General features: G+C 50.8%; 13 protein-coding genes. 8 read left to right on the forward strand and 5 right to left on the reverse strand.

Features of this window, described 5'->3' with window-relative positions; translation table 11 throughout:
- Positions 1-12 precede the first annotated feature (12 nt).
- Both pflB and pflA read left to right on the forward strand, forming a co-directional pair.
- Entirely contained in the window at positions 13-2,295 is a 2,283-nt protein-coding gene (pflB, locus tag HV237_RS15615; RefSeq protein ID WP_016152441.1) for a formate C-acetyltransferase, read from the forward strand.
- Between the two features lie 185 nt (positions 2,296-2,480).
- On the forward strand, positions 2,481-3,221 hold the full coding sequence (pflA, locus tag HV237_RS15620) for a pyruvate formate lyase 1-activating protein (RefSeq protein ID WP_003035751.1): 741 nt from the start codon (positions 2,481-2,483) through the stop codon (positions 3,219-3,221).
- A gap of 61 nt (positions 3,222-3,282) precedes the next feature.
- On the opposite strand, the gene HV237_RS15625 is transcribed toward pflA, so the two are convergent.
- Positions 3,283-4,131: a MurR/RpiR family transcriptional regulator gene (locus HV237_RS15625; RefSeq protein WP_047359385.1), complete on the reverse strand. Its 849-nt coding sequence runs from the start codon at positions 4,129-4,131 to the stop codon at positions 3,283-3,285.
- 121 nt (positions 4,132-4,252) lie between these two features.
- Here HV237_RS15625 and HV237_RS15630 point away from each other — a divergent pair, with 121 nt between their 5' ends.
- The 5 genes from HV237_RS15630 to HV237_RS15650 are packed head-to-tail and all read left to right on the forward strand — an operon-like array spanning position 4,253 to position 8,061.
- The gene (locus HV237_RS15630) at positions 4,253-4,528 is read left to right on the forward strand and encodes a PTS sugar transporter subunit IIB (protein WP_016152439.1); all 276 of its coding nucleotides are present in this window, start codon (positions 4,253-4,255) and stop codon (positions 4,526-4,528) included.
- 16 nt (positions 4,529-4,544) lie between these two features.
- A complete protein-coding gene (locus tag HV237_RS15635) occupies positions 4,545-5,810 on the forward strand; it encodes a PTS ascorbate transporter subunit IIC (protein WP_046274698.1) in 1,266 nt (421 codons plus the stop codon).
- A gap of 12 nt (positions 5,811-5,822) precedes the next feature.
- Positions 5,823-6,620, forward strand: a complete 798-nt coding sequence (locus HV237_RS15640; RefSeq protein ID WP_016156111.1) for a transketolase — start codon at positions 5,823-5,825, stop codon at positions 6,618-6,620.
- Positions 6,620-7,531, forward strand: a complete 912-nt coding sequence (locus HV237_RS15645; RefSeq protein ID WP_047359386.1) for a transketolase C-terminal domain-containing protein — start codon at positions 6,620-6,622, stop codon at positions 7,529-7,531. The genes HV237_RS15640 and HV237_RS15645 overlap by 1 nt, the downstream gene beginning before the upstream one ends.
- Positions 7,532-7,584: 53 nt before the next feature.
- Positions 7,585-8,061 (forward strand): PTS sugar transporter subunit IIA, encoded by a 477-nt coding sequence (locus HV237_RS15650; RefSeq protein ID WP_047359387.1) that lies wholly within the window; start codon positions 7,585-7,587, stop codon positions 8,059-8,061.
- 45 nt (positions 8,062-8,106) lie between these two features.
- On the opposite strand, the gene HV237_RS15655 is transcribed toward HV237_RS15650, so the two are convergent.
- Positions 8,107-9,255, reverse strand: coding sequence for an MFS transporter (locus HV237_RS15655; RefSeq protein WP_019076392.1), 1,149 nt, complete (start codon positions 9,253-9,255; stop codon positions 8,107-8,109).
- Positions 9,256-9,640: 385 nt separating this feature from the next.
- On the opposite strand from HV237_RS15655, the gene ycaC reads away from it, so the two are divergent.
- Positions 9,641-10,267, forward strand: coding sequence for an isochorismate family cysteine hydrolase YcaC (ycaC, locus tag HV237_RS15660; RefSeq protein WP_016152433.1), 627 nt, complete (start codon positions 9,641-9,643; stop codon positions 10,265-10,267).
- Between the two features lie 29 nt (positions 10,268-10,296).
- Here ycaC and HV237_RS15665 read toward each other — a convergent pair whose 3' ends face one another.
- The 3 genes from HV237_RS15665 to dmsA are packed head-to-tail and all read right to left on the reverse strand — an operon-like array spanning position 10,297 to position 14,234.
- Complete coding sequence (locus HV237_RS15665) at positions 10,297-11,160, reverse strand: dimethyl sulfoxide reductase anchor subunit family protein (RefSeq protein WP_047359388.1); 864 nt, start codon at positions 11,158-11,160, stop codon at positions 10,297-10,299.
- 1 nt (position 11,161) lies between these two features.
- Positions 11,162-11,779, reverse strand: a complete 618-nt coding sequence (locus tag HV237_RS15670; RefSeq protein ID WP_003035741.1) for a DMSO/selenate family reductase complex B subunit — start codon at positions 11,777-11,779, stop codon at positions 11,162-11,164.
- 10 nt (positions 11,780-11,789) lie between these two features.
- Entirely contained in the window at positions 11,790-14,234 is a 2,445-nt protein-coding gene (dmsA, locus tag HV237_RS15675; protein WP_047359389.1) for a dimethylsulfoxide reductase subunit A, read from the reverse strand.
- Positions 14,235-14,462 lie beyond the last annotated feature (228 nt).

Consider the following 14,462-nt stretch of genomic DNA (forward strand, 5'->3'; position numbering starts at 1 on the left):
GGTAGGTGTTACATGTCCGAGCTTAATGAAAAGTTAGCCACAGCCTGGGAAGGTTTTACCAAAGGTGATTGGCAGAATGAAGTAAACGTCCGTGACTTCATTCAGAAAAACTACACTCCGTATGAGGGTGACGAGTCCTTCCTGGCTGGCGCAACTGATGCGACCACTGCACTGTGGGACAGCGTGATGGAAGGCGTTAAACAGGAAAACCGCACTCACGCGCCTGTTGACTTTGACACCTCCGTTGCTTCTACCATCACTTCTCACGACGCTGGCTACATCAACAAAGCGCTCGAGAAAATTGTTGGTCTGCAGACTGAAGCTCCGCTGAAACGTGCGATCATTCCGTTTGGCGGCATCAAAATGGTTGAAGGTTCCTGCAAAGCGTACAATCGCGAACTGGACCCGATGCTGAAAAAGATCTTCACCGAATACCGCAAAACCCACAACCAGGGCGTATTCGATGTTTACACCAAAGACATTCTGAACTGCCGTAAATCCGGTGTTCTGACTGGTCTGCCAGATGCCTATGGCCGTGGCCGTATCATCGGTGACTACCGTCGCGTTGCGCTGTACGGTATCGACTACCTGATGAAAGACAAATACGCTCAGTTCGTCTCTCTGCAGTCCGATCTGGAAAACGGCGTAAACCTGGAAGCCACTATCCGTCTGCGTGAAGAAATTGCTGAACAGCACCGCGCACTGGGTCAAATCAAAGAAATGGCTGCTAAATATGGCTGCGATATCTCTGGTCCGGCAACCAACGCTCAGGAAGCTATCCAGTGGACTTACTTCGGCTACCTGGCCGCGGTTAAATCTCAGAACGGCGCAGCAATGTCCTTCGGTCGCGTATCCACCTTCCTGGATGCCTACATCGAACGTGATATCAAAGCAGGCAAAATCACCGAGCAAGACGCTCAGGAAATGATTGACCACCTGGTCATGAAACTGCGTATGGTTCGTTTCCTGCGTACCCCTGAATATGATGAACTGTTCTCCGGTGACCCGATTTGGGCAACTGAATCTATCGGTGGTATGGGCGTTGATGGCCGTACTCTGGTTACCAAAAACAGCTTCCGCTTCCTGAATACCCTGTACACCATGGGTCCTTCTCCGGAGCCGAACATCACCGTTCTGTGGTCTGAAAAACTGCCTCTGAACTTCAAGAAATTCGCCGCTAAAGTGTCCATCGACACCTCTTCTCTGCAGTACGAGAACGATGACCTGATGCGTCCGGACTTCAACAACGACGACTACGCTATCGCTTGCTGCGTAAGCCCGATGGTTGTTGGTAAACAAATGCAGTTCTTCGGTGCGCGTGCAAACCTGGCGAAAACCATGCTGTACGCAATCAACGGCGGCGTTGATGAAAAACTGAAAATGCAGGTTGGTCCTAAATCTGAACCGATCAAAGGCGACGTTCTGAACTTCGACGAAGTTATGGAGCGCATGGATCACTTCATGGACTGGCTGGCTAAACAGTACGTCACTGCACTGAACGTTATCCACTACATGCACGACAAGTACAGCTACGAAGCCTCTCTGATGGCGCTGCACGACCGTGACGTTATCCGCACCATGGCGTGTGGTATCGCTGGTCTGTCCGTTGCTGCTGACTCCCTGTCTGCAATCAAATATGCGAAAGTTAAACCGATTCGTGACGAAGACGGTCTGGCTGTCGACTTCGAAATCGAAGGCGAATACCCGCAGTTTGGTAACAACGACTCTCGCGTTGATGACATGGCGGTTGACCTGGTAGAACGTTTCATGAAGAAAATTCAGAAACTGACTACTTATCGTAACGCTATCCCGACTCAGTCTGTTCTGACCATCACCTCTAACGTGGTTTATGGTAAGAAAACCGGTAACACCCCAGATGGTCGTCGTGCTGGCGCGCCGTTCGGACCGGGTGCTAACCCAATGCACGGTCGTGACCAGAAAGGTGCTGTTGCCTCTCTGACCTCCGTTGCTAAACTGCCGTTTGCTTACGCTAAAGATGGTATCTCTTACACCTTCTCTATCGTTCCGAACGCGCTGGGTAAAGACGACGAAGTTCGTAAGACCAACCTGGCTGGTCTGATGGATGGTTACTTCCACCACGAAGCGTCCATCGAAGGTGGTCAGCACCTGAACGTGAACGTCATGAACCGTGAAATGCTGCTGGATGCGATGGAACATCCGGAAAAATATCCGCAGCTGACCATCCGTGTTTCTGGCTACGCAGTACGTTTTAACTCCCTGACTAAAGAACAGCAGCAGGACGTTATTACTCGTACCTTCACTCAGACCATGTAATTGGTTTTGACTGAAATCGTACTTTAAAAAGCGTACAATAAAGGCTCCACGTAAGTGGGGCCTTTTTAATAGCCTGCTTTGTCAGCTATCTATACTTATGGATAGCAGCCAAAACAGACTCGACACAGTTAATAACTGTGCACTAACACTGGCCCCGGATGGGCCACACCTGGAGAAACACCGCAATGTCAGTTATTGGTCGCATTCACTCCTTTGAATCCTGTGGCACTGTTGATGGCCCGGGCATCCGTTTTATTACCTTCTTCCAGGGCTGCCTGATGCGCTGCCTGTATTGTCATAACCGTGACACATGGGATACGCACGGCGGCAAAGAAGTCACCGTCGACGAGTTAATGAAAGAGGTCGTGACCTACCGCCACTTTATGAACGCCTCCGGTGGCGGTGTAACAGCGTCCGGTGGCGAAGCTATCCTGCAAGCTGAATTTGTACGCGACTGGTTTCGTGCCTGTAAAAAAGAAGGTATTCATACCTGTCTGGATACCAACGGTTTTGTTCGCCGCTACGATCCGGTGATTGATGAATTGCTGGAAGTCACCGACCTGGTGATGCTCGATCTCAAACAGATGAATGATGAAATCCATCAGAATCTGGTGGGCGTATCTAACCATCGTACGCTTGAGTTCGCACGTTACCTGTCCAATAAAGACATCAAGGTGTGGATCCGCTACGTCGTTGTGCCTGGCTGGTCTGACGATGACGACTCCGCGCACCGCCTGGGCGAGTTTACCCGCGATATGGGCAACGTAGAGAAAATCGAACTGCTGCCATACCATGAGCTGGGCAAACACAAATGGGTGGCAATGGGTGAAGAGTACAAACTTGACGGTGTTAAGCCACCGAAGAAAGAGACCATGGAGCGCGTGAAAGGCATTCTTGAGCAGTATGGTCATAAAGTAATGTACTAAGGTATGACGACCACGGCGTCGCAGCGCTCTGCTTGAGTAGCGCGACGCCAACGTTCGATGCCTACGACATAAAATATTCTGAAAGTTTATTGGTCACGCTTTCAATAGAGAAAATACGTTTCTGGTGTGCTTTACGACACTGCACGTAACGCTCATCCTGCTCTTCCAGAGCACTGAGTATGCGATCCGCCACCATCATCGCACCAGCAATTTCAGCAAAACCAGACTCACCTTCCCCCTGTAATGCAACCGCCGCCTGCAAATTCCAGTCAGAAAGCCGATTTAATGGAGCAAACGATCCGCGAGTTAACGAGAGAATTTTTATGCCTTGTTCCTTCGCTAGCGTCAGCGACTGCATCATATCGGTAGAGATTTGTTCTGTATGAATAACAATAATCCCTGTTTTTTGGCTGTCCGCCAACGGAGAGATAGCCGCCGGATAAAATCGGTCGATATAACTGGCTATTTTCCCCATCTGCACCAGATTGATTTGCAGGAATAACGCCACCGGCACCGCAGTACCTACCGCATAAATTGCAATATTACTGAGCTGATTTAACCAGGTCGCAACCGCCTGCAACTCTTTGCTGTCAATGATGGCATTGCTGTCACAAACGCTTGCCAGTACCGCCGCCGTCTCCTCACTTCCTCCATCATTCGGCCGTGCAGCTCCTTGCTCCAGTGCAAGAGCCGTTCTGAAATCAGAAAACCCCTTAAAACCAAAGGCACGGCAAAAACGAGTGATGCTCCCCTCACTGGTATCAATAGAATCGGCCAGCTCGGTTATCGTATGCCGCATCACAAAATCAGGATTTTCAGTGATAAAACGCCCTACCTTTTCCAGGATCGGACTAAGCTCTGAAGCCCCATTTCTTATGTTAATCAATAAATTAGTATCTATCTGACTCATTTTTCGCCTTTTTGCACAAAATGCAAATGCTGTCACATACTTTGCCCGGCTTTGCGATAATAATTTTTATCGCACCAATGATAATTAAAAATAATTATTTTTACAAACAGGAGAACGTCTAATGAAAGGTCTGATCGTCTGTCGTACCGGTATGGGCAGTTCGCTAATGCTGAAAATCAAAGCCCAAAAAGTCATCGATAAACATGGCTGGGATATCGATCTTGAACACGATGTCCTGTCAGGGCTACGAACCTGGCAAAACATCGACTTCGTGATCACCATGAGCGACCTGACCGATGAGGTAGAAGCCGCCGGGTTCAGAGCAATCGGTATCACCGATCTGATGAACAGCGAAGAAATGGAATCTGCGCTCACCAGCGTTGTTCAAAACAACTAACCTCTCCGGGGGAAATATGGATCTCCTAAAGTTCATTGTATTCGACATTTTGGGTGTAACCCCACTTTTAGTTGGCTTTATTGCGCTAATTGGTTTGCTTATCCAGCGTAAACCCATCGAAAAAGTGCTTTCAGGTACCTTTAAAACCATCGTCGGATTTCTGGTATTTGCCGGCGGAGCAGGGATTGCGGTGACATCCTTAGGTAATTTTCAGACCTTATTCAGCGATGGATTCGGTCTGAAAGGTGTGATGCCGTTAGCCGAAGCGTTAACTGGGCTGGCACAAACCAAGTTTGCCATGTGCGTTTCACTCATCATGGTCGTTGGTTTCGGCTGGAACTTGTTTTTTGCCCGCGTAACACCGTTCAAATACATCTTCCTGACGGGCCAACATAATCTGTATCTGTCTGCCCTCTTAACCGTTACGCTTAAGGCGCTTGGCTACAGCGATGTAACAACAATTATCGTCGGCTCCATACTGCTGGGGCTTGCGGCCTGTGTCTATCCAGCTATCGCTCAGCCGTGGATGCGTAAGATTACCGGTAATGATGAAATCGCGATGGGTCATTACGTTACTCTGGCCTACGCGCTATCGGGATGGATCGGTTCGAAAGTGGGCGATCCTAAGCAGTCAACAGAAAAGCTAAATCTTCCCGGATGGTTGGGGATTTTTAAAGATTACATCGTCTCCGTGTCCATCTCTGTCAGTATTTTCTATTACATCGCGGCGCTTGCCGCAGGCGAAGAAGCGGTAACGGCCGCCGCCGGTGGAATGCATTGGCTGGTTTATCCGCTATTCCAGTCACTCACGTTTACCGCATCGCTTTATATCATCATCACCGGCGTTCGCTTGCTGTTGTCAGAAATAGTCCCGGCATTTCTGGGCATCTCTGAAAAATTTATCCCGAACGCCAAACCCGCACTGGATTGCCCAGTCGTCTTTCCGTATGCCCCAACCGCCACCGTTTTAGGTTTCATCTCTTCCTTTGTGGGTGGATTGGTGGTTATGGGGGTACTCGCATTAATTGGGCAAACGGTCATTATCCCCGTCGCCATCCCCTACTTCTTCATTGGTGCTACCGCCGCCGTCTTCGGTAATGCGTCAGGAGGCTGGAAAGGGGCCATCGCCGGTAGCTTTGTCACTGGCATATTAATTGGTATTGGCCCGGCACTCATCTATCCCATCATGGAATCGGTGGGATTGTCCGGTACTAGCTTCCCGGAGACAGATTTTGTCGCCCTCGGCTTAGTGGTTTATTACATCGGCAAAATGTTGCCCTGATAAGGAATGAACATGAATATTGATGAATTGAAATCCCATGCGCTAGCTGCTCGCCGGGATATTGTCACCATGATTTATGAATCAGGCATTGGTCATCCTGGCGGTGCATTGTCCATCATCGACATTCTGACCTGGATTTACGATCAAGAGGTGGACTTCTCCTGCGCCCCTCGCGCTCGCGTGGTCATGAGCAAAGGTCATGCGGTTGCTGCTCAGTACGCCATGCTGCATCAAAAAGGCAAAATTGAGCGCAGCGAATTTAATACTTTTCGACAAATTAACTCACGTTTACAGGGGCACCCTAGCATCAAATCTCTGCCCGAAGTCGATGCAACAACCGGCCTGCTGGGCCAGGGATTATCCATTGCTTTTGGTATGGCGGCGGCCAAAAAACAGCGGGGGGAATCACAGCGCGTTTTCGCCATCATTGGCGATGGCGAAATGCATGAAGGGCAAATCTGGGAAACGCTACAACAGGCAGGCCATATGAAGATGGATAACCTGGTGGCGATTATTGACTACAACGGTTTTTCCTCCCACGACCCCGTTAATCAGGTGGTGAATCTGGAACCTCTGGCCGACAAAGTGCGTCTTTTCGGCTGGCACGTACTCGAACTCCATAACGGTAACGATATGCATCAGGTTGCCGACACGCTGATGCTCTCACGCCATCTGAAAGGAAAACCTGTCGCCATTATTGCGCATACCACCAAAGGCAGTGGCGTTAGCTATATGGAAAATAACGGTGACTGGCATTCAAAAACCCCAACCACCGAACAATATCAGCAGGCTATGGAGGAGTTGCAGTGATGAAAGCCCCACGTGATGAAATTGGTAACGCACTCATTGCCCTGAAAAAAAAGGGCTATCCCATTGTCGCCATTGATAGTGATTTAGCCAGCTCCACCCGCACTGACCAGTTCCAGGCCGTCTATCCAGACGCTTTCTTTGAAATGGGTATTGCAGAAGGATCGGCAATGAGTTTTGCCACTGGCCAGGCGCTGGAAGGAAATATTCCGTTCTACGTTAACTTTGCGATGTTTGTGACAGGCACCGCCTGGACTCAGCTGCGCCAGGCGTGCTACGCCAAAGCTAACATTAAATTAGTTGGCAGCCACCCAGGAATGGATGATGGACCTGACGGCGCATCGCATCATGCGCTGGAAGATCTGGCCCTGACGCGCGTACTGCCGGGGCTCACAATTCTAACGCCTGCCGACGCTGAAGAAGTTGAGGCCGCATTTGAACAGGCAGTAAACATTCCCGGTCCGGTCTATATTCGCGTAGCCCGAGAACCTATGCCCGTGCGCGATAAATCTACCGTTCCGCGAGTGACCGATATCGCCGCCGTGGAGGACTCAGGCAATGACTTCGCCATTCTCTATGAAGGGACCGTTCTGGAGCAAGCAAGCGCAGGTTATGTGCAGCTGTGCGCCCAGGGAAAACGTGGCAAGCTGATTCACGTCGCCATGCTAAAACCGTTTAACCGCCAGCGCTTTCTGCAACTGATTGCCAACTGCCCGCAGATCGCAACGATTGAAAATCACACGATCACCGGTGGGCTTGGCGGACAGGTTGCTGAAGTATTGGCGGAGGAAGGATTAACCACGAGATTAATCCGACTGGGGACACAAGACACGTTTACGGAATCAGGCAATAGCCGCCAGTTGAAAGAGAAATACGGTATTTCGGCGACCGCACTCTTTGAAGTCCTGAGATAGTTCGGGTTGGCAGACCGCAATGCGGTCTGCTGCTCTGAAATAAGGAGAACACAATGACATCTGCGCTATTTTCTGCCTGTCAGTTTCGTAAACAATGCTACTCCTGGCAGGAGGCCGTGACGCTGGCTTGCCAGCCTCTGGAAGAACTGGGCGCGATTACGTCCGCCTACGCTCAGGCAATCATCCGTGAAACAGAACAACTGGGTCCGTGGTACATCTTAAGCCCTGAGTTTGCCCTACCGCACGCTCGTCCGGAAGAAGGAGTGATAAGCAGTGAGACACATTTGTCGCTCTTGTGTCTGAAAGAGGCGGTGCCTTTTCCAGGGCATCCAGATGTGCGGTTAATTATTGTCCTGGCGGCTGCCAGCAGCACCCGACATATTGAAATGATTCAAAAACTGGTTTGCTGGCTGGATGAAGGGGAGCATTTACAACAGTTGACGAGTATGACCAGTCAGGCGCAACTTCACTGCACGCTGAAAGCATGCGAATACCTCGCAACTTCCGGCATACCCGCAATGGGAAAATGAGTCACGGTATGCAAACATTTTGCCTTGCATACCGTCTGGCGCGCTTTATACGTGAGCCACCGGAGTCGGCGTATGTCTGGCGCTACGCAACAACATCAGCAGATAAATAAACGATACGCTGGCAATCATAATGAATAACAGATTATCGGAATAATTCTGCATCAGCATTGCGGTGAATGAAGGACCAAGCAGGCTGCCAACGGTATAGCTTAATAACAATGCCTGATTCATGGCGACCAACTGATGATGTTCAACCTTTTCACAGGCCCAGGCCATCGCCACCGGATAGAGGGTAAAACCTGCCGCACCCAACATAAACAACGCAGGCGCCATCGCCGCCTGATTCAGCATGGCGATACTTCCGACGATAACCACGAAGACCTGGACGCGTAAAACCAGCAGGCGTCCCAGCTTGTCTGCCAGGCGGCCAATCGGCCATTGCCCCAGAATACCGGCGCTAACCAGAACCGCCATCCAGAAACCAATGCTGGCGTTGCTCACCCCTTGATGGTTGAGATAAAGCGGCATCAGGCCATACAAAGACCCCAGCACAATCCCGGAAATAATACAGCCGTTAACGCCCAGACGCGCCTGACGCAGCCTCAGCATGGAGGTAATAGGAGTAGACTGCTGTTCATCACCCTGCTGATTGGCAATGCGCGTAAAGAGCAATGGCAAAACGCCAGCCAGGATCGTACCCGTCACCCACGGCAGGACGTTCATCAATTCTGTTGATACTTTACTGACCAGTAGCTGGCCTAAAAACGTCCCCACGTAATAGATCATCATATAGGCGGCAAGCAAGCGTCCGCGATTACGCGAATTCCCGCTGCACATCAGCGCACTTTCCACTACCACCCAAATCATGGCGCAGCCAACACCGGCGATAAAACGCCAGGTCATCCAGCTCCAGAACCCCACCATAACCCCCAGGCCGATACAGCCCGCGGCAAAAATAAGCGAGGCAATGTAATAGCTGCGATTAAAACCAAGGTGTTTTATTAAATACCCGGTCAGCAACGTCCCTACCAGATTGCCGGTAAAGTAGGAAGAACTCACCACACCTACCTGCCAGGTTGGCAGATTTTCATGGGCGAGCCAAAGCGGGACGAGCGTGTTTAACACGGCGATCGCCAGGGTCAGCAGAAGCAGCCCGCACAGCAACAGCATGACGGGACGGGTATAGATGGACATGAATAAAAACCGTGAGGAAGTTCAAATTTCATGCGCATCATGCCACTGCCAAAAACATTGTCAATCGGCGCAATCAAAGGGCTGAGGCGCTTTCCGGACGATCGATTTGCATTACTGATTCTTAATGTGAATAGATAAAAAACACAAAAACACATCTGCTTGTTTTTATTGATCTAAAACAAAAATCTCGCGTTGCGTTCAGTCGAAAAATTTCATGGACTCCCCTTACTTTTATTTCTTACTAAACTCTATGCGGGATGCAGATCTGCATTGTCTTCAAAATAGAACAGTGAGTTCTTATTTAGGTATCTAATCCATATATCGTTCTTTCTGTAGACTTAAACTCATCAAATTTCCCCCACTGATGCTGAACAGGAGAAATATCATGACTAAACCTTACGTAAGACTTGATAAAGATAATGCGGCAGTACTGCTGGTCGACCATCAGGCTGGCCTGCTCTCTTTGGTTCGGGATATCGATCCCGATAAATTTAAAAACAACGTGCTTGCCCTCGGCGACTTAGCAAAATACTTCAAACTCCCAACCATTCTGACAACCAGTTTTGAGACAGGACCAAACGGGCCACTGGTACCGGAACTGAAAGCTCAATTTCCCGATGCGCCTTATATTGCTCGCCCCGGAAACATTAACGCGTGGGATAACGAAGATTTCGTGAAAGCAGTGAAAGCGACCGGTAAAAAACAGCTGATTATTGCCGGTGTCGTGACGGAAGTTTGCGTTGCTTTCCCTGCGCTCTCGGCTATTGAAGAAGGTTTTGATGTCTTTGTCGTAACCGATGCGTCGGGTACATTTAATGAAATTACTCGCCATTCAGCATGGGATCGGATGTCCCAGGCCGGTGCTCAACTGATGACGTGGTTTGGTGTCGCATGTGAGTTGCATCGCGACTGGCGCAACGATATCGAAGGTCTGGCGACGCTGTTCTCTAATCACATTCCTGATTATCGCAATCTGATGACCAGCTACGACACGTTAACTAAACAGAAGTAAAAAACCGGGGCTATGCCCCGGTTTGTCATTTAGCTGGCAACCGCCATACCGACGGTCATATGCAGCCCGTAGAACACGCCACGACCAATCAACTCGCCGACTAACAGCAGAATAAACGCGACGGAAAGCAGCGGAACTGCAGGCTGGTAGCCTTTCACTTGCGGTACAATCCAGCAGCACAACGCTAATGCCAGAGCGACAATCCGCCACGCCATCAGCGAGCCGTAATCCGGAACCAGCGCAGACGCCTGTTGAATGGAACTGTGGATCGTCGCCAGTTCAGCCCCCTGCATTACAGACATGATGGCGCTCACGACCAGAGCAAGCACTGAAATAGCCGGCAACAGGCGCATCGCCCAACCGTCCACGCCAGCAATTCTCAGCAACAGATATCCCAGCAGCGGACCGCCCATAAACGTCGTCAGGAAGAAGCCCAGCGGCGTCCAGATGCTGTACCAGGTCGGTACGGTATCGATGGTGTTATACACGCGCACCATCATCCAGACAAAAACCACGCCCAATACCATGGTGACAACTAACCACAGATTGCGTAATACGGGCGACATTTTTTTCAACGTTGCCAGCAGCCAGCCGATGCCGCCAACGGCAAAGAAGATTGAGCCGCTGGCAATTTCATTACTCAACGCAGAAGACCCTACACGATTGAGTGAGTTAAAGGCGCGCATCGGTGAGCCCAGGTGGAGCATGGAAGCAATAAAGCCAATGCCCATTAATACCCACAGCCCGAACATGCAGGCAATCACGCGCTGCTGCGATTCAGGGCGTAAGTCCCCTTTCATCAATGCCAGCGCCAGAACGATAAAGCCACCAACTACACACTGTCCGAAGACAGTGAAGATCATCAGCGGCCATTCATGCCATCCACTTCCCATCTTACACCTCCTTCGGATTGGCCAGATAACCTGTAGTATCCCCGGTCGGGCGGCTATTGGCGTTAGGTTTGATGACAATACTTGGTTTGGTAAAGTGCGCGCCCGGCAGTGGCGCTACCGCAGCCAAAGTACCGTGTTTTTTGCGCAGCTCTTCAATCGGACCAAAATCCAGCGCACGCAGTGGGCAGGACTCCACGCAGATAGGTTTCTTGCCTTCAGCGACGCGCTCATGGCAGCCATCACATTTAGTCATATGCCCTTTTTCAGCATTGTACTGTGGCGCGCCGTAAGGACAGGCCATGTGGCAATACCGGCAGCCAATGCAAACATCTTCGTCGACAACGACAAAACCATCTTCACGTTTGTGCATCGCGCCGCTCGGACAAACCTTGGTACAGGCCGGATCTTCACAGTGGTTACACGCAATGGAGAGGTAATAAGCAAAGACGTTCTGATGCCAGACGCCGTTGTCCTCCTGCCAGTCGCCGCCTGCGTATTCATAAATGCGGCGGAAGCTGACTTCCGGGGTTAAATTTTTGAAATCTTTGCAGGCCAGTTCGCAGGTTTTGCAACCGGTGCAACGGCTGGAATCAATAAAAAATCCATACTGGGTTGTCATCGGTTACTCCTTACGCCTTTTCAACCTGAACAAGGTTCGTGTGTGACGGATTCCCCTTTGCGAGTGGAGACGGACGCTGGGTCGTCAGGACGTTAATACAACCGCCCTGATCCACGCGTTTTGCATCCGGGTCATACCAGGCCCCTTCGCCCAATGCCACCACGCCGGGCATCATACGTGGCGTCACTTTCGCCTCGATATGCACTTCACCACGATCGTTAAAGATACGTACCTTGTCGCCGTTGTTAATACCGCGTCGCTGCGCATCCATCGGGTTGATCCACATTTCCTGGCGGCAGGATGCTTTCAGGACATCGACGTTGCCATAGGTCGAGTGAACGCGAGACTTATAGTGGAAGCCGGTCAGCTGCAAAGGGAATTTCTCCACCAGCGGATCGTTTAAGCTTTCAAAGCCTGGGGTATAAATCGGTAGCGGATCAATTACATCACCTTCCGGCAGTTCCCAGGTTGCCGCGATCTCGGCAAGCTGCTGCGAATAAATTTCGATCTTACCTGACGGCGTGGTCAGCGGATTGGCTTTAGGATCCTCACGGAATGCCTTGTACGCCACATGATGTCCTTGCGGATCGCGCTGTTTAAAGATCCCTTGCTGACGGAATTCTTCAAACGTAGGCAGTTCAGGAATCACTTTGCGCGACTGCTCATACAGATGGCGCATCCACTCTTCCTGAGTACGACCTTCTGTAAACTGCTGCTCAACGCCAAGGCGCTTCGCCAGCTCGCTGGTCATCTGGTAGATAGTCTTGCATTCGAAGCGTGGTTTGATCGCCTGATCGGTGAAAATCACATAGGACATGTTCCCGCATGAGGCATCCAGCGCAAAATCCATCTGTTCGGAGGCAGTGCAGTCCGGCAGCAAAATGTCTGCGTATTTCGCCGAGGAAGTCATATGACAGTCGATGACGACGATCATCTCGCACTTCTTCTCGTCCTGGAGGATTTCATGCGTGCGGTTAATATCAGAGTGTTGGTTAATCAGACAGTTACCGGCATAGTTCCAGATCATCTTAATAGGAACATCGAGCTTGTCTTTGCCGCGTACGCCGTCACGCAGGGCCGTCATCTCCGGGCCTCGCTCAATCGCGTCCGTCCACATGAACATCGAGATGCTGGTTTCAACAGGGTTTTCCAGCGTTGGCATACGCTCAAACGGCAAACTGTATGAGCCCTCACGCGCCCCGCTGTTGCCGCCGTTGATCCCAACGTTACCGGTCAGGATAGCGAGCATAGAAATGGCGCGGGTCGCTATTTCACCGTTAGCATGACGCTGCGGCCCCCACCCCTGGCTGATGTATGCCGGTTTAGCGCTACCTATTTCACGCGCCAGTTTGACGATACGTTCAGCGGGAATACCGGTAATCTGCGCCGCCCACTCCGGGGTCTTGGCAATGCCGTCCTTACCCTGCCCAAGAATATACGCCTTATAGTGACCGTTCTTCGGCGCGTCGGCCGGTAAGGTTTTCTCGTCGTAACCCACGCAGTATTTGTCGAGGAACGGTTGGTCAACCATGTTTTCGGTGATCAGGACATACGCCAGACCATTGACCAGCGCCGCATCAGTACCAGGACGGATCGGGATCCATTCATCTTCACGCCCCGCACCGGTATCCGTATAACGGGGATCGATAATGATCATGCGGGCATTGGATTTCTGTCGCGCCTGTTCAAGGTAATAGGTTACCCCACCTCCGCTCATACGGGTTTCACCAGGGTTATTACCGAACAGAACCACCAGCTTGCTGTTTTCAATGTCGGACGGGCTGTTACCGTCAGCCCAGCCGCCGTAGGTATAGTTCAACCCGGCAGCGATTTGCGCTGAAGAGTAGTCACCGTAGTGATTAAGATAGCCGCCGCAGCAGTTCATCAACCGTGCTACCAGCGTTTTACCCGGCGGCCACGAGCGCGTCATAGTGCCACCCAGCGTACCGGTACCGTAGTTCAGGTAGATAGACTCATTGCCGTAGTCTTTGATAAGACGCTGCATATTGCTGGCAATGATGTCGTAGGCTTCATCCCAACTGATGCGCTCAAATTTTCCTTCGCCACGCTTACCAACGCGTTTCATCGGGTATTTCAGACGATCGGGATTATAGACTCGGCGACGCATGGATCGACCACGCAGACAGGCGCGTACCTGGTGCAGACCGTCATAGTTGTCATCGCCGGTGTTGTCGGTTTCGACATACTTTATTTCACCGTCGACCACATGCATACGCAGCGGGCAGCGGCTGCCGCAGTTCACCGTACACGCGCTCCAGATCACTTTCTCATTAATCGGCGTCGGATTAAGGGCTTCTGCAGCATTTGCAATACGGGTAAATGGCAGGGTAAACGCGCTACTGGCCACCGCCAGTCCGCCTATCGCCGTCGTTTTCACCAAACCGCGGCGAGTAACCTCAGCTGCCAGCACGGCATCGGGGATCTTAGTTTTCATAGTGGCTCACTCTGCTGCTCACAATAAACAAAATACAAATATTCGATGTATAGTTTTTTATATAACGTTAATATCGATATACGGGCTGGTAGAAACTGAATTTGCTAAAAGACAGAGAAAAATACTGACTTTCATTCGAAGTCAGTATTACCCCTATGGGAGTAGTCGTTATTGTCCGACGTCAAACGGGCATAAAAAAAGCGCCCTGAGGCGCTTTTTTAGCAGAGA

The organism is Citrobacter sp. RHBSTW-00570 (assembly GCF_013739755.1).
In the GTDB taxonomy this organism is placed as follows: domain Bacteria; phylum Pseudomonadota; class Gammaproteobacteria; order Enterobacterales; family Enterobacteriaceae; genus Citrobacter; species Citrobacter braakii.